Consider the following 19,622-nt stretch of genomic DNA (forward strand, 5'->3'; position numbering starts at 1 on the left):
TGTGACGGGCGGTGTGTACAAGGCCCGGGAACGTATTCACCGCGGCGTGCTGATCCGCGATTACTAGCGATTCCGGCTTCATGCAGGCGAGTTGCAGCCTGCAATCCGAACTGAGAGAAGCTTTAAGAGATTTGCATGACCTCGCGGTCTAGCGACTCGTTGTACTTCCCATTGTAGCACGTGTGTAGCCCAGGTCATAAGGGGCATGATGATTTGACGTCATCCCCACCTTCCTCCGGTTTGTCACCGGCAGTCTCGCTAGAGTGCCCAACTAAATGATGGCAACTAACAATAAGGGTTGCGCTCGTTGCGGGACTTAACCCAACATCTCACGACACGAGCTGACGACAACCATGCACCACCTGTCACTTTGTCCCCGAAGGGAAAGCTCTATCTCTAGAGTGGTCAAAGGATGTCAAGACCTGGTAAGGTTCTTCGCGTTGCTTCGAATTAAACCACATGCTCCACCGCTTGTGCGGGCCCCCGTCAATTCCTTTGAGTTTCAACCTTGCGGTCGTACTCCCCAGGCGGAGTGCTTAATGCGTTTGCTGCAGCACTGAAGGGCGGAAACCCTCCAACACTTAGCACTCATCGTTTACGGCGTGGACTACCAGGGTATCTAATCCTGTTTGCTCCCCACGCTTTCGAGCCTCAGCGTCAGTTACAGACCAGAGAGCCGCCTTCGCCACTGGTGTTCCTCCATATATCTACGCATTTCACCGCTACACATGGAATTCCACTCTCCTCTTCTGCACTCAAGTCTCCCAGTTTCCAATGACCCTCCCCGGTTGAGCCGGGGGCTTTCACATCAGACTTAAGAAACCGCCTGCGCTCGCTTTACGCCCAATAAATCCGGACAACGCTTGCCACCTACGTATTACCGCGGCTGCTGGCACGTAGTTAGCCGTGGCTTTCTGGTTAGATACCGTCAGGGGACGTTCAGTTACTAACGTCCTTGTTCTTCTCTAACAACAGAGTTTTACGATCCGAAAACCTTCTTCACTCACGCGGCGTTGCTCGGTCAGACTTTCGTCCATTGCCGAAGATTCCCTACTGCTGCCTCCCGTAGGAGTCTGGGCCGTGTCTCAGTCCCAGTGTGGCCGATCACCCTCTCAGGTCGGCTATGCATCGTGGCCTTGGTGAGCCGTTACCTCACCAACTAGCTAATGCACCGCGGGTCCATCCATCAGCGACACCCGAAAGCGCCTTTCACTCTTATGCCATGCGGCATAAACTGTTATGCGGTATTAGCACCTGTTTCCAAGTGTTATCCCCCTCTGATGGGTAGGTTACCCACGTGTTACTCACCCGTCCGCCACTCCTCTTTCCAATTGAGTGCAAGCACTCGGGAGGAAAGAAGCGTTCGACTTGCATGTATTAGGCACGCCGCCAGCGTTCGTCCTGAGCCAGGATCAAACTCTCATAATAAAAGTTAGAACAATCTTGCGATTGTTAAGCTCAATTTGTTTGCTAGCATATTGCTTGCTTGTTAAAAATGTTTGTTGTCTTGAATTGAATCAAGACGCCCTACACATTTGGTTCGTCTATTCTTTGTTCAGTTTTCAAAGGTCTACGTTACCTCGCAGCAACTTTTATATCATAACAAACTTTCGTTTGAATGTCAAGAACTTTTTTTAAAAAAGTTTTTTTAAGTTGTTTTGCTCGGTTGTTGTTGTCTGTTGTGACAACTTCTATATCTTATCATCTCGCTTGTTATTTGTCAACAACTTTTTTGTTGTTTTTTCAAACTTTTTTCGAGAGATTTGAAATCAAGAATTGTTATTTAATTATTGATTTCTGAATCGCTCAGCTGTGTGACTCGCCTTGCGACATGTAATAATATACCAAGATTTCAAGCATTGGTCAATCATTATTTTCACTTTTTTTAAACTTTTTTTCAATACCGATTATTATGATTGGTATAGGTATTTTCGTTCGCTTTTTACCCCCTTTCATCCTTTTTTGGCTATAGTTTATTAACTTTTAGCAAAATCTTCTAAATTTATCGTAATATATCAAGGATTTTGTCCTTTTTAGCAATTATTTGTTAAAATATGGAAAAGAGATTTTTTTATATATGGAGGAAATGAACGCTTATGAAAATTTTAGTTGCAGATGATGATAAAGAAATTGTAGAACTATTGAGTATTTATATTCATAATGAAGGATACGAAGTCGTGAAAGCTTATGATGGAAAAGAAGCATTATCCAAATTGCACACAACACCAGATATCGATTTATTAATCTTGGACATTATGATGCCAATCATGGATGGAATGGAAGTAGTGAAAGAACTTCGAAAAGAATCGCAAATTCCAATTATTATGTTAACAGCAAAAACAACCGATATGGATAAAATCAAAGGCTTAGTTGCTGGTGCAGACGATTATGTCACCAAGCCTTTTAATCCTTTAGAAGTAATGGCTCGGGTGAAGTCTATTTTACGTAGAAGCCAAATGCAATTAACCAAAGAAGAACCCGATGAATTAGAAGTCGGCCCATTAATGATTAATAAGGACTCTCACGAAGTCAAAACAATAGAAGGAAAAGAAATTCAATTAACCGCTCTTGAGTTTGGTATCCTCTATCTATTAGCTAGTCATCCAAATCGTGTGTTTAGTGCGGATGAAATTTTTGAGCGTGTGTGGCAACAAGAAAGTATTGTTTCTGCTAAAACCGTGATGGTTCACGTCAGTCATTTAAGAGATAAGATTGAAGAAGCAACTGGTGGAGAAAAAGTCATTCAAACAGTGTGGGGAGTTGGATATAAGATCGATGCTCGTTAAACCTAAAAAGATTGAAAAACAAAAACGAATTACCTTAACTTCTAAAGAAATCAGCGAGTTATTAGCAGAAGCAATTGTGACAATTGTTTTATTACTACTATTAAATGTCTCAATTATGTTCCTTTTAGGACAACTACTTAGTGAAAACTCGCCCTTAGCTGGTGTCATCTGGGCCACTAAGGATGCGGTCGCTAAAGAATTAAATACTGATTTGTTTTGGAGCTGGAATAAATTTGTCTTACCCATTTTCTTTTTAGTAGATGCAGCTGTTCTCTATTGGCGCTTAATTCGTCGCTACCATCAAATGCAATTGCGTCATATTATCAGTGAGTTACATTACATCGCTGATGGTAATTACAATCACCGCATTCCGTTTGAATTAAGTGGTGATTTAGCAAAAGTCGTGACGAGTATTAACGGTCTGGTGGATAGTACTGTCGCAGCCATTGAAGATGAACGGCGAATTGAAAAATCAAAAGATGAATTAATTACGAATGTCAGTCATGATATTCGGACACCGTTAACTTCTATTATTGGTTATCTGGGATTGATTGAAGATCGTCAATTTCATAGCCAAGAAGATTTACTGAAATATACGCATACCGCTTACGTCAAAGCGAAACAAATGAAATTATTAGTTGATGATCTTTTTGAATATACAAAAGTCCGTCAACCAAGTGTACCGATTCATACGACGACTTTTGATATGGCACAATTAATTGAACAGCTTGCTGCCGATTTTGAATTGGAAGCGAAAAAGATTAATATGCAAATCCAAGTAAAAGCCAATCCAGCTTCTTTAATGATGGAAGGCGATACAGAAAAACTAGTCCGAGTCTTTAACAACCTTCTTTCAAACGCTTTGAAATATGGCAAAGGCGGCCATCATATTGTGATGGAAGTAGACAAAGTCGGCACCGAAGCAATTATCGCTGTTCGCAATGATGGACCAGCTATCCCTAAACATTCTTTAGATCAGTTATTTGACCGCTTCTATCGTGTCGAAGAATCCCGATCACAAGAAACGGGGGGTACTGGTTTAGGTCTGGCTATTGCACAAAGTATTGTTGCTTTACATGGTGGATATATTTATGCGAAGTCTGATCAAAAGTGGACTTCCTTTATTATTCATCTACCCTTACAGCGTACCAACAAGAAATCAGAGAGTTAATTGACATCCCTGAACTTTTTCGGTATTCTATAGAAAAGAGAAAACTAAGAGAAAAAGTATTTATGGCACTGAATTCCAGAGAGTTTGCGGGGGTGCGAGCAAACATTCATCTATAAAGAAGTCCGTCTCTTCCAGGTGTCCAGCGAAATAAGTTGGAACGGTCTGCAGCCGTTATCTGCAAATCAAGGGCAGTAACATTACTGAACTTGGGTGGTACCGCGAGATTTCCAGTCATTTCGTCCCAAGAATATTTATTTTTGGGGTGAGATGGCTTTTTTGTTGTTTTCTACAACAGTTATTATTGATTATGTACTAATTTTAAGGAGGAAAAAATATGTTAGATGTAAAAATGATGCGTCAAAATTTTGACGAAGTAAAAGCAAAGCTACAAACCCGTGGCGTGAAAGAAGAAATCTTAGTGGAATTTCTGCGTTTAGATGAAAGTCGCCGTGATTTATTAGTCAAAGTCGAAGAAATGAAAAAATACCGGAATGATGTGTCTGCTGAAATTGCTCAATTAAAACGAAACAAAGAAGATGCAACGGCCAAAATCGCGGAAATGAAAGAAGTCGGCGGCAATATTAAAGCATTAGATGCAGAAATTAACGCTATTGACGAAGAGCTACGTGGGATCACAACTACTTTACCGAACTTGCCAGATGCTTCTGTGCCTGTTGGTGCTGGTGAAGAAGAAAATGTAGAAGTACGTCGTTGGAGTGAACCAAGAACTTTTGCTTTTGAACCAAAACCACACTGGGAAGTCGCTGAAAACTTAGGCATTCTAGATTTTGAACGTGGTGCCAAAGTAGCTGGTAGCCGTTTTGTTTATTACAAAGGCTTAGGTGCTCGCTTAGAACGTGCGTTATACAACTTCATGTTAGATTTACATGTTTATGAACATGGCTATACAGAAATGATTACGCCTTATATCGTTAATGACACCGCCATGTTCGGAACTGGCCAATTTCCTAAGTTTAAAGAAGATGTCTTCCAATTACAAGATACGGATTTAACGTTAATTCCAACTGCGGAAGTCCCTTTAACCAATTACTACAACAATGAAATTTTAGATGGCAAGGATTTACCGATTTACTTTACGGCCTTGAGCCCTTCTTTCCGTTCTGAAGCTGGTAGCGCTGGTCGTGACACACGTGGGTTAATTCGTTTACACCAATTTAATAAAGTCGAAATGGTTAAATTTAGTGATGCAGAGCATTCTTATGAGGAATTAGAAAAAATGACGAATAATGCCGAAGAAATTCTGCAAAAACTGGGATTACCTTACCGTGTCATGGCTCTTTCAACAGGTGACATGGGCTTCTCAGCTGCGAAAACTTATGACTTGGAAGTTTGGATTCCTGCTCAAGAAACGTACCGTGAAATCAGTTCATGCTCAAACTGTGAAGATTTCCAAGCGCGCCGTGCGATGATTCGTTACCGTGATGAAAATGATAAAGTCCAATATGCGCATACACTCAACGGTTCTGGTTTAGCCGTAGGACGGACAGTCGCTGCTATTTTAGAAAACTACCAAAACGAAGATGGCTCTGTGACTGTACCAGAAGTCCTAGTTCCTTACATGGGTAACCTAACAGTTATTAAATAAAGGGAAGATGAAGGTCGTTGTCTGATATCAGATAACGGCTTTTATTCTATAGGAAAAGGAGCCTGTAACAAAAATCCAAAGTGATTTTTGTTACAGGCTTAAAAATTGATAAACGGCGGAAACAGAAGCAACTCCTTCATTCTACAGAAAAAGAGGCAGACGTCGAAATGACGTCTGCCTCTTTTAAATTTTAAAAAAATCAGCTTTTATTTTATTGAACAGAATAGTTTGGTGCTTCTTTTGTGATTTGAACGTCATGTGGATGTGATTCTTTCAATCCGTTACCACTCATTTGAACAAATTGTGCTTCTTCACGCAACGCTTTCAGGTCTGCTGCACCGACGTAACCCATCCCTGATTTCAAGCCACCGATTAATTGGAAGACAATATCAGAAACGCTTCCTTTGTAGGCGACACGTCCTTCGATTCCTTCTGGCACTAATTTGTTTGCTTCATTGACACTTCCTTGGAAGTAACGATCACTTGATCCTTTTTCCATTGCACCCAATGAGCCCATGCCACGGTAAGTTTTGAAACGACGGCCTTGATAAATTTCAAATTCGCCTGGAGATTCATCTGTACCTGCTAACATACTTCCTAGCATTACAGCATGTCCACCAGCAGCTAAGGCTTTCACGATATCACCAGAATATTTAATACCGCCATCAGCGATAATTGCTTTACCATATTCTCTAGCTACAGAAGCAGCATCATAAATCGCTGTTAATTGAGGAACACCAACACCAGCAACGACACGTGTTGTACAAATTGAACCAGGTCCAATACCAACTTTGACAACGTCAACGCCGACATCATACAATGCTTTGGTTGCTTCAGCAGTGGCAACATTACCAGCAATTAATGTTGCTTCAGGGAACGTTTCACGAATTTCTTTAATTTTGCGAATAACGCCGGCACTATGGCCATGTGCAGTATCGATAACAATCGCATCGGCACCTGCTTCTAATAATGCTTCCGCACGTTCGAACGTATCACTAGTGACACCGACTGCTGCCGCTACAAGTAAACGACCGTGTTCGTCTTTGGCAGCATTTGGGAATTCAATCACTTTTTCAATGTCTTTAATTGTAATTAAGCCACTTAAGCGACCTGCTTCATCAACGATTGGTAATTTTTCGATTTTATGTTTTTGTAAGATTTTTTCTGCATCTTTTAAAGATGTGCCTACTGGCGCAGTGACTAAATGATCTTTTGTCATGACTTCTTCAATTTTGATTTGGTAGTCCGTTACAAAACGCATATCACGGTTTGTAATAATTCCGACTAATTTACGGTTTTCCATTGTTTCTACAATTGGCACACCGCTAATACGGTAACGACTCATTAATTCTTCTGCATCCGCTACTAAGTTTGTTGGTGTTAGAAAGAATGGATCAATGATAACGCCGCTTTCAGAACGTTTGACTTTACGTACTTCGTCTGCTTGTTGGGCGACAGTCATATTTTTATGTACGACACCTAGTCCACCTTGACGAGCCATCGCAATTGCCATATTACTATCTGTAACAGTATCCATACTGGCACTCATCAATGGAATATTTAACTTGATATTTTTAGCTAATTGTACACTCATGTCTACATCATTTGGTAAGACATGGCTTTCTGCAGGGATTAATAGCACATCATCAAATGTAAGACCTTTTTTCGCAAATTTTGTTTCCCAATTTGACATTTTTTTGTCCACTCCTCAACTTAATTTTATATATGAAAATAACAGATAATACTAAGGAAGTCAACTAGATTTGTTTAAATAATCAATGAGGAATAAAGGACAAAACGCCAAAATCGGTTTGTCCTCTATTCAACTCTTCCTAATTAAGGTCCTACTTTCATCGTTGTTCTTTTATCTTGTGTTTCTTTTTTTGTTGTAAAAATCGGCTAAATCCAAAACCACCAACAGAAAGCAAGGTAATCATTGTCCCTATTTTTTGCACTTTTGTTCTTTGGTAACGGATGTCGACATGTCCTGTACCAGATAAAGAAAGAGCGGCTAAGCCTCCTTGATTGGTTAGGCTCATTTTTTTAGCGCCCGTTTGGTTTTTCATTTGAATCGTGGCTTGATAGCCTAAGTAATAAATAAAAGGAACGGTCACCTTCGCTGATTGCTTCACCACTTGGTAGTCAAATGAAATTTTCCCATAAGGCATTCTAACGTTTGTAATGGTTACTTGTTCTTCCGAATAATCAAGTTGTCGTTTTTTCTGTTTCAATAATTCCTGATAATTGATTTCATCTGGCAAATATTCATGGCCCGCACCGATATAAAAAGGCGCTGGCTGCTCATACTCAGCTTTTGTTAACAGGCGGCCTTGTTGTGACTGAATACTTTGATATTGATAAATGCCTAAATTGCTGATGGCAAGGAAAACCAACAAAGCCACGGTCCAAGATTTACGGAAAACGCCCCATTCGTCTTGTGCAATGAAAAAAGCGAGCATTACAGAAAGAATCCCTAAAAACCGCCAAGGAAACTGAATCGTATTTAAAGGCGTGTGGTTCAGCCAGTGCCAAGGAAAAAGCGTAGTAACCATCAATAAGAGTACTAGCGTCAAACCAATAAACCGTTTGTTCTGAATTTTTTTGCTGGCAAGCGAAACCACTGCTACAACAAGCCCTACAAACAAAAGGGTTCCTAGATTCGCTGTTTTCGCGTGAAAAACACTGCTCTTTAAACTATTAAAGAAAAGAGAATCAATGGGATAACTTCTTTCGGAAATATAAGTGAGTGGATTGGACGTAACTTTAAACACTTGATTTTTCATTTGTTCAGCAACTGGTAAAAGATAAAAGGCCAGCCAAAGCAATGTCAGACCTGCAGCCTTCGCTAATGCCCACAGGACCTCCTTTTTAAAAAACTGCTGCCAATAAAACAGAATGTATAACCCAATCCAAATAGAAACCATTTCAATAGAAATAAAGTGAGCCAACCCAATCCCAGTCATCGCCAGCGTTAACAACGGCCAACATTTCGTGGTTCCCTTTCGTAATAAAAACAGGCTCGCTAAGACCAACGGAAAAAAACTTAGCGCCAAAAATTCTCCTAACGCTTGGCGATTAAACAAGTCTTGCATGCGGTAAATAGATAAGCCATACAAAATGGCAAAGAGATAGCTTCTTTTTTTAGAGAGCGCCATTAATCGGCCTGCATAATAAGTAAGACTAAATGTTGCCAAGTTTACTGCAAAAACAAAAATCGCCATACTAGCGACAAAGGAAAGCCCCAGAACACGCAAAAGCGCAGGTAAATAAAGATACGCATCTGGATAAAACAAACTAGAGGCATAGCCATAGCCTCCCAAGAAAAAATAATTGATTTTAGGAAACCAGTCGTTGTTTTTAATTGCTAATGCGAGACCTTCCACCCGATTTTGATGAAAGCGGAAATCACTTGCTCGTAAAAAATTCTCTTGAAAATAGACAAAATAGAGAGAAAGTCCACTTAATAAGAGAAAACTAATAAAAATGAGTAGCCGCTCGTGTTGACGGCACCAAGACTTCACTTGTTGTCCCATAAGAGGCTCCTTTCTTTAGCAAACTTCTGAAAACAGAAGCCTAGGACACTAGTTTTTTCGACTAATCCCCCAGGCTTTAACTGTTAAAACGCTCTATTGAGAGAGCGACTTTGCTTGTTGCAGTTTCTGCGTCAGCCGAGCGCATTCACAATTGAGCGCGCGCCGTTTATTGACGTGTCATGAAACTACCTTGAATATTGTATTTTTTCTTGAAGAAATAGCGTGCTACAAAGGCTAACGCACCGATTACTAAAGCAATCATCGGATCTAAGATGGGATTGATCACTGGTGGCAGCATCGCTGAACCGGCGAAAACTGCAATCCACAAGAACATCCCACCAAATAGAATGGCGGTCGTTTTTAACCAACCAGGACGTTTGCTTTTGTCGCCACCTTGACGATCAAAACGGTAAACATATTTGTGCATTAGATAGAAAACATAACCCCCAGCCATCGCACCTAAGATATATGTGGTTAATCCGAGAGGCTGTGCGGTTCCTTTTGAAAATAGAGACATCGCCGCTAACATGATTGTTAATAAACCAAGTAATAGTAAGGTATTGTCGAGCCAAATCATCCAGCCCGCTGGTTCTTTGACTTCTGCTGGTTTATTTAAAATCGCTTCCGTCCGTTCTGAAACAGTGCCAAATAACTGACGGGCTGTTTTGCCTGTTTTTTGACCGGCTACTAATTCTGGTAAAATACCGTGTAGAGCCAATGCTAGTTCTTCTTCAGATAAATTAGCCGCTTTTAATGATTTTTTTAAGTCAAAAATGTATTGTTCATTTCTTTTAGTCAAATTCTGTTCTAATTGACGATTCTCAGCCACGATTGCTCGTAATGCTTCTGCTTCCATAGTTGTATCCTCCTCACCCTCATGTAGAGGGAACCTCTTTCTAAACGGCTGAATGGCCTTAAATATGTGGGCTTACCCCAAAACAAATTGCTTGTTGGACACATTTTTTTAAACGTTAAAACGGAACAACATAACATCGCCATCTTGAACGACGTAGTCTTTTCCTTCTAAACGAACACGGCCCGCTTCTTTGGCAGCTTGCATATTGCCATATTTATCTAGGTCTTCATAAGAAACTGTTTCCGCACGAATGAAGCCTCGTTCAAAGTCACTGTGGATAATCCCAGCTGCTTGAGGTGCCTTGATTCCCTTACGGAACGTCCACGCACGAACTTCTTGTTCACCAGCTGTAAAGTAGGTAGCTAAGCCTAACAAATCGTACGCCGCACGAATCAATTGATCTAAGCCAGATTGTTCAATGCCCATTGCTTCTAAAAATTCAGCCTTGTCTTCTTCAGAATCTAATTCAGCAATTTCTTCTTCTGCTCGCGCACTAACCACGATTACTTCCGCATTTTCACTGGTTGCAAAATTACGAACTTGTTGTACATACTCGTTGTTGTCTGGATCCGCCACTTCATCTTCTGAAACATTTGCTACATAAAGGACCGGCTTTGTGGTTAATAAGAAAAGAGATTTAACAATTTTCTCTTCTTCTGGCGTAAATTCAATCGTACGAGCAGATAAACCTTCTTCTAAAACTGGTTTAATTTTGTCTAAAACAGCTAATTCTTCCACCGCTTCTTTATCTTTTGCTTTCGCCATTTTAGCCACGCGAGTATAGCGCTTATTGATTGAATCTAAATCTGCTAAAATTAGCTCTAAATTAATTGTATCAATGTCTGCTAAAGGATCAACGAAATCCGCATCTCGATTTTGTTCACGCATGATATTTTCGTCATCAAAACAACGAACCACGTGACAGATTGCATCTACTTGACGAATGTGACTTAAAAACTGATTTCCCAGCCCTTCTCCTTTGCTGGCACCTTTAACAATTCCAGCGATGTCTGTAAATTCAAACGTTGTGGGAACTGTTTTTTTCGGTTTTACTAGTTCTGTCAAGCGTTGTAAACGGGCATCTGGTACTTCAACCATGCCGACGTTCGGATCAATCGTTGCAAAGGGATAATTTGCAGCTTCTGCTCCTGCTTTTGTAATTGCGTTAAATAGGGTCGATTTACCAACGTTTGGTAAGCCGACAATTCCAGCTGTTAGTGCCATTTGTTTTCCACTCTTTCTCTCAGTCTATTCTCTTTTCTATTAGAGGCATCAAAGCATTAGTCTGCTTTTTTCTCGATTACTTTTTTTAATTTTTTAGTAAAATCACGACGCGGCATCATGACAATATGCCCGCAATTCGTGCACTTGATTTTGATATCAGCGCCCATGCGAATGATTTGCCAACGATTTGCTTGGCAAGCATGCGGCTTTTTCATTTCGACAATATCGCCTAAATCATACATGTTCCAAGCCTTCTTTCTTCTCTTACTTATATAAAAATACCATGATTACAATACCATTTTTTAACGAAACTAGCAAAAGGATTTGTGACTTTCTATCTTACTTTCTCACCTTGCTTCTTATTCCTCGTCAAAATGAATATCTAAAATATCTAAAATTCTAGCCAAATCCGAAGAGGACAAGTACTCAATTTCAATTTTTCCTTTGCCTTCTTTTTCTTGAATCGCTACGGTTGTCCCAAATTTATCCATTAAGCGGTCTTCACTTTCACGAATATAAATGGGTTTTTCCTTGATGGCTTTTTTCGCTTTTTTGCCCTTTTTGCCTTGTGTTTCGTTTAATTCAGCGACAAGTTGTTCTAATTGTCGAACCGTTAAATTGTCTTTAATACAACGATTAGCTAATGGCAATAGCTGTTCTTTGTTCTTCAAACCTAATAACGTCCGTGCTTGACCCATTGACATGCTTTGTTTTTGAACCATTGCTTTGACCGCATCTGGTAAGGTTAGCAACCGTAAATAATTGGCAATATACGGACGACTTTTTCCCAAACGTTCTGCGACTTCCGCTTGTGTTAATTTCAAATTTTTCATTAGCATTTCATAGGCTTCTGCTTCTTCTAGCGGATTTAAATCTTCCCTTTGTAAGTTTTCCAAAACAGCAACTTGCATCATGGATTCTTCATCAAATTCGCGAATAATTGCGGGAATTTTTTCTTTGCCGGCTAATTTAGAAGCCCGGAACCGACGCTCACCTGCAATAATTTCATAGCCTTTAACTGCCGATTTACGAACAATAATCGGTTGAAACACACCGGAATGTAGAATCGAGTTTGCAAGTTCTTGTAAAGAGGTTTCATCAAATGTTTTCCGCGGTTGGTAAGGATTGGGACGAAGTTCGTTTAATAGAATTTCTGTCACTTGTTCGTTCTTAACGTCGACATCTTCTAGCTTTGCGATATCTTGAAACAAGGCATCGATGCCTCTGCCTAAACCTTTGCCTTTATTCATTCTCCAACACTTCCTTTGCTAGTGCTTGATACACTTCGGCACCTTTTGAGCGAATATCATAGTCAATGATTGGTAAACCATGACTTGGTGCTTCGGATAAACGGACATTTCTTGGAATAATCGTATCATAGACTTTTTCACGGAAATATTTACGGACTTCTTCCACGACTTCGGCGCCTAAATTGGTCCGAGCATCGTACATGGTTAACAAGACCCCTTCAATTTTCAATTCAGGGTTAAAATGTTTTTGAACCAAGCGAATCGTATTTAGCAATTGACTCAAGCCTTCTAATGCGTAATATTCACATTGAACAGGAATTAGAATCGAATCACTTGCTGTAAAAGCATTGATTGTTAAATGCCCTAGAGAAGGCGGGCAATCAATTAAAACGAAATCATACATGTCTCTTACTTCATCAATTGCTAATTTCAAGCGCGATTCTCGAGCCATCATTGAAGTTAATTCAATTTCGGCGCCTGCTAATTGAATAGTTGCAGGGACAATATCTAAATTTTCACGGCTGGTATGTTGAACCACGCTAGTGATTGGTTCTTCATTTACAAGGACATCATACACATCGTGTGCGACATCTGGTTTAGGGACACCCATGCCACTGGTAGCATTTCCTTGTGCATCAATGTCGATCAGTAAGACTTTTTTGCCTAAGTTTGCTAAACATGCGCCTAAATTTACAGTGGTCGTTGTTTTACCAACGCCGCCTTTTTGGTTCGCTACAGAAATAATTCGTGTCATGTGTGTGCCTCCATCTTATTTAATCGGTTGTTTATTTGGTAATCCAGGTTTTCTGGGATATTTTTTAGGGGTTTCTTTTTTCTTTTGAATCACGACAATGTGGCGTTCGTCTGCCGTAATCGGCAAAGTAAAACCAATTTCTTTTTGAAATTGACCGCCTAATGTAGCGATTGCAGGTTTTGCTTCATTAATTTCTTCTTCACTTTTCGATGCTTTTAAGGCTAAAAAATAGCCTTCTTTTTTAACTAAGGGTAAACACAGTTCACTTAAAACATTTAATCGTGCAACTGCTCGCGCTGTAACGTAATCAAACGCGCCACGAAATTCTGCTTTTTGACCAAATGTTTCTGCACGATCATGATACAAAGAAACATTAGCCAAACCTAGTTGATTCACCAACTCTGTTAGGAAAGTAATTCGTTTATTTAAAGAGTCAACAATTGTGACATTTAATGAAGGAAAAACAATTTTCAAAGGAATACTTGGAAATCCTGCGCCTGCGCCAACATCACAAATGGCTTTATCGCTGGCAAAGTCTTCAAAGAATGCCAACGAAACAGAATCATAGAAATGTTTCAAATAAACTTCTTTTTCTTCTGTAATGGCTGTTAAATTCATTTTTTCATTCCATTCTACTAATAAATGGAAATATTGGTCAAATTGTGTCATCTGTTGGTCTGTCAATTCAATGCCTTTTGCGGCTAATAGTTGTCTAAATTCTTCGGGTAGCATAAAGACTCCTTCCTTTTTTGTGAAACAGAAAAATGTTTCACAATCATCTTTTCCTACTTTAACGCAAATAGCAATTTCTTGCAATGCTTTTCGGAAGATTTTTGCCTGAATGATAAAAGAAAAACCCGCCTTTTTATGTAGTAAAAAGTCTCTAGCCACGGGCCAAAATGTTCAATTGGCGGCAACGAGAACCGCCTTTCTCTAAGAGTAAAACAAGCCAATGTTTCATGTGAAACATTGGCTTGTTTTACTTACTATAATCATCGCACTTTATTTGTCGTTCTCTGCGGTAGTCGTATTCTTGGATACGGGGACTTAACCAACCTTTTTTGGCTGTTTTTCGTAATTGATGATCAAATCTCCCTGGTGGTGAACTATCTAGTAATTCATGGGTACGATTATTCCGATTTGCATAATTAAACGATTCACCATTCAAGACTTTTTCCTGGTATTCACTGTTTTTAGCCGCTTGATAATAGGCTGGATTACTAATTAATCTGCCTCGCCAGTCTTCAACTAACACATCCCACTGGGTTACAAAGGTCCCTTCTTCATTCAAAATAAACTCACTGTGAAAATTAGGCGTCAATCGTTTCTTATTAATTAAAGAATAAGATGCCCCCTCAGGGTATTTGTTGTGCAAACGAGCAGAGCTTTTTTTCAGCTTCCGCCCGCCCATCCCTTGCGGCTTGGCCGCAAAAACATAGCGTTTTAATGCCTGTTCATCGGTGTCCCCTTCTTGTTTAAAAAAATCGCGGATATACGTGATATTTTGACGATCAATATACATTCTTAATTGATGTATCTTTTTCGCTTTCTCTTGGTTAAAGCTCCCAAGAAGACCTAACGGATAGGCTTTTTGAACTGTTTTTGCCAACAAATGCCAAAACGTCGCATGCGGTGCAATCATCTTCGAGAAACGATAAGGTCCTACTAATTGCAACATGCCATGCTGATCCAACACTGCACCTAATTGCCATAACAGTAACGAGAGCTTTTCTTGCGGACGATAAACCGAAAAGCGAAATAATCGCTCATACGCTGAAGAGCCCACTTCTTCCACTTCAGAAAACAGTTCCGCGACTGCTGTTTTCGCTTGCTCAAGTGGCAAGAAACGCGTGTCTTTTATGGCGCTTTCCACTAATCCATAAACAGCTTGGCGGTCCCAGCCAGCGTCAATCGCCGCCTCTACACCAGCACTCATTGCTTGTTGTAATTCTTGCCAACGTCCCATCTTCTCGCCGCCTTTTTCTATATACTTCTTCTATAATGATAATCCTTTCCCCGCAAAATGCCAACTGCTTTAACGAAAAAAAACAACCCGCCCTTTGGGGAAGGGCGGGCGGAGGAGTTAAAAAATGAAAAAGTGTTTTGTTAGGGTTTTGTTTATCGGGTATGTTTAAATAATAGCCGTTAAATGTGAAGAAACTATGGTAAAAATGCGCCTCCTTTTCAACAAAATTTTGAAAAAGTCTCTTCAGAAATTAAGATTTTTTTGCGAAGTTGTTCACTTGCTACCTCCATTCAATATATTATATATTTAATATCCACAAAATCATAAAATAAATATACACAATAATGAATATTTATTCAACGGTTAATAAAACAACCAAAAAAGCGAGTGATTTACACTCGCTTTTTCAACTAAATTAAATGATTTTCTCTTAAAATATCACCAATATACGTATCCTCAAATTTCTTCACAAAGTGTTCAACCATTTTGCGTTCCACGAACGGCATATCCATTTCTGTTAATTTTTTCTTGTCAGATAAATAATAAACAGAGTTTGCTAAGACGCGCAAGTCGTATGCAGAAGCAAACACTTCTGGTACTCCGCGTTCAACCTCTAGCAATTGATAAACAGCTTCCATCGCTGTCCGTACAGAATACTCTGTTGTAAACACCGTATCTCGTTCAGTATCTGCGAAGTTCCCAATGAAAGCAAGATTTTTAGAGCCGTTTGGTACAACTAATGGTCGATCGCCTGGTTCTCTTAACATAAAGTAAGAAGTGATAAACGGCATATACACTGGAATAGTGGTAGCCGATTCTTCTGAAATACGTTCAATTTCCCCTTCTGGGACCCCTAAATGATAAAGTAACTCTTGCGTAATTTCTTGGCCGGTACATTGTTCGATTGGTTTTTTGATATAATTTCCTGGTTTATTAGAAAGTAATCCATATACCCAAGTTATAGATTGTTGATCATTTTGTTCTTTAAAATGCGGTTGTCTATGCATAGCGAAACTCATCATCCAATTAGAATCTTTGATAGTAATAATACCACCTGTGACAATTTTTCCTGTGCGTAATTTACGATGTGTTAACCGAGAAAGATACGGTTCAATATCGAAATTTTCCCACGTAATCGTTGCTGAGACAAACCAACTTTCATCTGGTAAATTTTCACAGAAAACTTCTGGGTGCCCAAATTCTGGGGATTGTTTTGCTAAGTTTTTCCAGAGATTCCAACTTCCCCCTAGTTCATGAGTAATTGGTGCTGGTGTATGATGATCTCCTTGCGTCGAACTTTCAGTAATTGAGCCATTCGTTACGAAGACTAAATCATTTTCAGTTAAAGGAAGTTCTTTGGTTTTGCCCGCTTGTGTCAGCAATAATCGCCGAGCAACTTTAGTAGCTCCTTTGATGTCGACTTGGATATCATTGATCGTTGTTTCATATTGAAAGTCTACCCCTTGATTGGTTAAAAAGCTTAGTAATGGTTTCACTAACGATTCGTATTGATTGTATTTGGTAAACTTCAAGGCTGTAAAGTCAGGCAAACCTTTGATGTGGTGGATAAAGCGCATGATGTAACGGCGCATTTCAATGGCAGAGTGCCATTTTTCAAAAGCAAACATTGAACACCAATAGATCCAAAAGTTGGATTCAAAAAATTCTTCGCCGAAAACATCTTCAATTTTTTTGCCAATTAATTGATCTTCAGAAGTCATAAATAAATCAACGATTTCTTTTTGTGCTTTTTTGGATAAAGTAAATTGTCCATCGTCTGGGACACGTTCGCCACGGTTATGAATAATGCGGCAATTTGAAGAATTCGGATCATCTAAATCTAAACGGTAAAACTCATCTAGGACAGAGGCATCTTCTACTTCTAATGATGGTACCGAACGAAATAGATCCCACAAACACTCGAAATGGTTTTCCATTTCGCGTCCGCCGCGAGTGACAAAGCCATCATGGGGAATAAATTTACCATCTAAAGAACCGCCAGACAGCGTGAGTTCTTCAAAAATGTGAATATTTTCGCCCTTCATTTGACCGTCACGAATTAAGAAAACAGCCGTTGCTAAACCTGCTAGGCCACCACCAACGATATAGGCACTCTTGTCATCTACACCTTTTGGTTTTCTTGGTCGAGCAAATGCTTCATAATTTCCATTTGTGTATCTCATTCTCGTTTCCTCCTATCATTTGATACCCTCATCATACTGCTACCAAAAAAAATACCCAAAAGATAACCCTTTTTTTTAAGAAATTCTTTGACAAATAAAGAAAATTGTCTAATTTTTAAGCAAGTGAATAATCGTAGATGTTTCATGTGAAACAAAAAAAGAACGAGAAGAAAAATGGCCGCTTTTTCTTCTCATTCTTTTTATGCTAATTCGTTTACCGTTTCTACTCCAAAAACAGCAACCCAATCTTCCTGAAAATCAGTTACTGCTTTTTGAATGGCGGGCATTGCCAAGCCTTGTGTCACGAGTTCTGGTGCGATAGTGACCGCTTGCGCCCCCATTTGACAGGCTTGATTAATTTGTGCCACGTTTTTAAAACTAGCAGCTAAGATCTTACTCTTTGCGTTCGTCCGTTTAATTTCTGCAGCTAAATGCTCAATAACCTTTTGAGAATCAATTGTTAAATTCTCCATCCTATTATAATACGGCGCTAAATAATCTGCACCTGCCGCAATCGCTAGATAACCTTGAAATTCTGTATAAATAGCGGTTGCTGTTATCCGATAATTTGCCTGCTTTAGTTGTTTGATGGCTGCCAAGCCTGCTTCATTGACTGGGATTTTAATGAATGTTTCTTGGCCTAATTGTTGTACAATGGTTTGGGCATCTTCTAGCATCTCTTCTGTCGTTTGACCGACCACTTGGACGTGCAAACTCGCTTGTCCAATCGTTTTTTTTATTTCTTTCATCTGCGCAAAGAAGTCAATTTTTCCTGCTTGCTTAACAATACTAGGATTAGACGTTACGCCTGCCAGTGGTAAAATTTTCTGATACTTTCGAATAGCCTCAAGATTAATTGTATCTAGCATAAATTCCATCTTTTACGTTCCTCCCTTAAACGATAATTATAGAATAGTGATTGTTGTACCAACAGTTATTTCAGGAATAGCTTTTTCTTCAACATATAATGTACCTGGTAATTCAGGTGTTGTTGCGCCATCAAATTTAATAGTAATGTGACCCAATGTGTCTAAATTAGTTAATACTACCTCGCCTACAGCGGTAATCTGGTAAGTTTGTTCATCAATCACTAACGTTTGCTTGTCCGTAATCGCTTCTGTGACTGGCTGAACCTCAATGTTATAACAATAATCTGCTAAAGCATCTGGTGCATCTTTTCCAAATAAGATGACCATTTTTTCTTCTTTAAATAATTCGGCTTCTGGTCCAATAGACTGAACCTTTGTTGTAAATACTGACATTTCCCATCCTCCAAAAAAATTTTTTAACTATACAATCCAAAACTTGCTAACCAAGCAACTAGTACTCGAGGGGCACCATTTAAGAAACGAGAATATAAAACAGAAGGGACCCCGACTTCAACGGTTTCGGCTTCAGCTTCTTCCAAGCCTAAGCCCACGGGAATAAAGTCGCACGCGTTTTGTGTATTAATAGCAAACAATGCTGGTAGAGCTAGTTGTGGCGGAATGTTGCCTTTCCCAATTTCCACACCAATTAACGTACCAATTACTTGGCTGATTACTGCTCCAGGACCTAATAGAGGAGAAAGAAACGGCAGAGAACAAATAAAACCAATAATTGTTAACCCCACAATGTTTCCTGCCAACGGCGCCATGATATTGGCAAAAAATTCACCAATTCCTGAACCTTGAATCACACCAATTAATAAAGAAACAAATGCCATAAACGGAATCACTGTGTTGATCATCGTTTGTACGCCTTCACGGGCTGATTGGTTGAATGTCGCTACAACTTTTCCTGCACCCATACCAATTTTCGCAACAAAACTTTGTTGTTCCGCTTTTTGTTCAGTAATTTTTTTACTTGTATCATATTTAAATTCTGTTTTTTTCGAGGTGGGCTTTTCTGTATCAGCAGAAGCTTCTTCTGATGTCAATGTAATCTGTTTCGGGCCTACAGCGGAAACATAAATTGTCTCATTAATGTATTGTGCTAAGGGACCACTTTTGCCAGTTGGAACAACGTTAATAGTAGGAATTCCTTTTTTAGGATAAATTCCGCAACGAAGAGTGCCTCCACAATCAATAATGGCTAATGCGATTTCATCATCTGGAATCGATGTCTTAAAACCATTGACCGCTTCCATTCCTGTCAAATCTACGATTTTATCAACAATTGCGGGTTTCTCGCCGCCACCTGTAATGTAAATAAATTTATGTTTTTCTTCTGTCGGTGTAATCACTAAGGGCCCACCATAACCGCCATTTCCTTTAACTACCTTAATACTATTGTACGTCATCTCACCTTGCTC

At 39.6% G+C, this 19,622-nt stretch carries 16 protein-coding genes, 1 rRNA gene and 1 other annotated feature (1 of these 18 running past the window's edge); of the genes, 3 read left to right on the top strand and 14 right to left on the bottom strand.

The window, feature by feature from the left end; all coding sequences use genetic code 11:
* Positions 1-1,428: ribosomal RNA gene (locus IGM09_RS12965) — 16S ribosomal RNA — on the bottom strand (it extends 133 nt beyond the left edge of the window).
* A gap of 668 nt (positions 1,429-2,096) precedes the next feature.
* Here IGM09_RS12965 and IGM09_RS12970 point away from each other — a divergent pair.
* The 3 genes from IGM09_RS12970 (at position 2,097) to serS (ending at position 5,563) form a co-directional block, all read left to right on the top strand.
* Positions 2,097-2,786 carry a response regulator transcription factor gene (locus tag IGM09_RS12970; protein ID WP_002355963.1) on the top strand — a complete coding sequence of 230 codons (690 nt, stop codon included), beginning with the start codon at positions 2,097-2,099 and terminating at the stop codon, positions 2,784-2,786.
* Complete coding sequence (locus IGM09_RS12975; protein WP_002363566.1) at positions 2,776-3,957, top strand: sensor histidine kinase; 1,182 nt, start codon at positions 2,776-2,778, stop codon at positions 3,955-3,957. The genes IGM09_RS12970 and IGM09_RS12975 overlap by 11 nt, the downstream gene beginning before the upstream one ends.
* A 40-nt stretch (positions 3,958-3,997) precedes the next feature.
* Positions 3,998-4,204, top strand: a binding site (T-box leader).
* Between the two features lie 87 nt (positions 4,205-4,291).
* On the top strand, positions 4,292-5,563 hold the full coding sequence (serS, locus tag IGM09_RS12980; protein ID WP_002373670.1) for a serine--tRNA ligase: 1,272 nt from the start codon (positions 4,292-4,294) through the stop codon (positions 5,561-5,563).
* A gap of 211 nt (positions 5,564-5,774) precedes the next feature.
* Here serS and guaB read toward each other — a convergent pair whose 3' ends face one another.
* The 13 genes from guaB to srlE form a co-directional block, all read right to left on the bottom strand.
* Positions 5,775-7,256, bottom strand: coding sequence for an IMP dehydrogenase (gene guaB, locus IGM09_RS12985; protein WP_002355966.1), 1,482 nt, complete (start codon positions 7,254-7,256; stop codon positions 5,775-5,777).
* A 157-nt stretch (positions 7,257-7,413) separates the two neighbouring features.
* Positions 7,414-9,096: a 6-pyruvoyl-tetrahydropterin synthase-related protein gene (locus IGM09_RS12990; protein WP_010828447.1), complete on the bottom strand. Its 1,683-nt coding sequence runs from the start codon at positions 9,094-9,096 to the stop codon at positions 7,414-7,416.
* A 166-nt stretch (positions 9,097-9,262) separates the two neighbouring features.
* Positions 9,263-9,952 carry a DUF1129 domain-containing protein gene (locus IGM09_RS12995; protein WP_002363563.1) on the bottom strand — a complete coding sequence of 230 codons (690 nt, stop codon included), beginning with the start codon at positions 9,950-9,952 and terminating at the stop codon, positions 9,263-9,265.
* 108 nt (positions 9,953-10,060) lie between these two features.
* Positions 10,061-11,176 (bottom strand): redox-regulated ATPase YchF, encoded by a 1,116-nt coding sequence (gene ychF / locus IGM09_RS13000; RefSeq protein WP_002355971.1) that lies wholly within the window; start codon positions 11,174-11,176, stop codon positions 10,061-10,063.
* A gap of 56 nt (positions 11,177-11,232) precedes the next feature.
* The gene (locus IGM09_RS13005) at positions 11,233-11,418 is read right to left on the bottom strand and encodes a DUF951 domain-containing protein (protein ID WP_002355974.1); all 186 of its coding nucleotides are present in this window, start codon (positions 11,416-11,418) and stop codon (positions 11,233-11,235) included.
* Between the two features lie 117 nt (positions 11,419-11,535).
* Positions 11,536-12,426: a ParB/RepB/Spo0J family partition protein gene (locus tag IGM09_RS13010; RefSeq protein ID WP_002355975.1), complete on the bottom strand. Its 891-nt coding sequence runs from the start codon at positions 12,424-12,426 to the stop codon at positions 11,536-11,538.
* Positions 12,419-13,180: a ParA family protein gene (locus IGM09_RS13015; protein ID WP_002355976.1), complete on the bottom strand. Its 762-nt coding sequence runs from the start codon at positions 13,178-13,180 to the stop codon at positions 12,419-12,421. The genes IGM09_RS13010 and IGM09_RS13015 overlap by 8 nt, the downstream gene beginning before the upstream one ends.
* Positions 13,181-13,195: 15 nt before the next feature.
* Positions 13,196-13,912 carry a 16S rRNA (guanine(527)-N(7))-methyltransferase RsmG gene (gene rsmG, locus IGM09_RS13020; RefSeq protein ID WP_010707903.1) on the bottom strand — a complete coding sequence of 239 codons (717 nt, stop codon included), beginning with the start codon at positions 13,910-13,912 and terminating at the stop codon, positions 13,196-13,198.
* A 247-nt stretch (positions 13,913-14,159) separates the two neighbouring features.
* A complete protein-coding gene (locus IGM09_RS13025) occupies positions 14,160-15,146 on the bottom strand; it encodes a DUF3114 domain-containing protein (RefSeq protein WP_033625229.1) in 987 nt (328 codons plus the stop codon).
* Between the two features lie 410 nt (positions 15,147-15,556).
* A complete protein-coding gene (locus IGM09_RS13030) occupies positions 15,557-17,329 on the bottom strand; it encodes an oleate hydratase (RefSeq protein WP_016617444.1) in 1,773 nt (590 codons plus the stop codon).
* A gap of 200 nt (positions 17,330-17,529) precedes the next feature.
* Positions 17,530-18,207 (bottom strand): fructose-6-phosphate aldolase, encoded by a 678-nt coding sequence (locus IGM09_RS13035; RefSeq protein WP_002355980.1) that lies wholly within the window; start codon positions 18,205-18,207, stop codon positions 17,530-17,532.
* A gap of 27 nt (positions 18,208-18,234) precedes the next feature.
* Complete coding sequence (locus IGM09_RS13040) at positions 18,235-18,591, bottom strand: PTS glucitol/sorbitol transporter subunit IIA (RefSeq protein ID WP_002355981.1); 357 nt, start codon at positions 18,589-18,591, stop codon at positions 18,235-18,237.
* Positions 18,592-18,614: 23 nt separating this feature from the next.
* Positions 18,615-19,610: a PTS glucitol/sorbitol transporter subunit IIB gene (gene srlE, locus IGM09_RS13045; RefSeq protein ID WP_010713665.1), complete on the bottom strand. Its 996-nt coding sequence runs from the start codon at positions 19,608-19,610 to the stop codon at positions 18,615-18,617.
* Between the last annotated feature and the right edge of the window lie 12 nt (positions 19,611-19,622).

The organism is Enterococcus sp. DIV0167 (genome assembly GCF_050541555.1).
GTDB lineage: Bacteria > Bacillota > Bacilli > Lactobacillales > Enterococcaceae > Enterococcus > Enterococcus faecalis.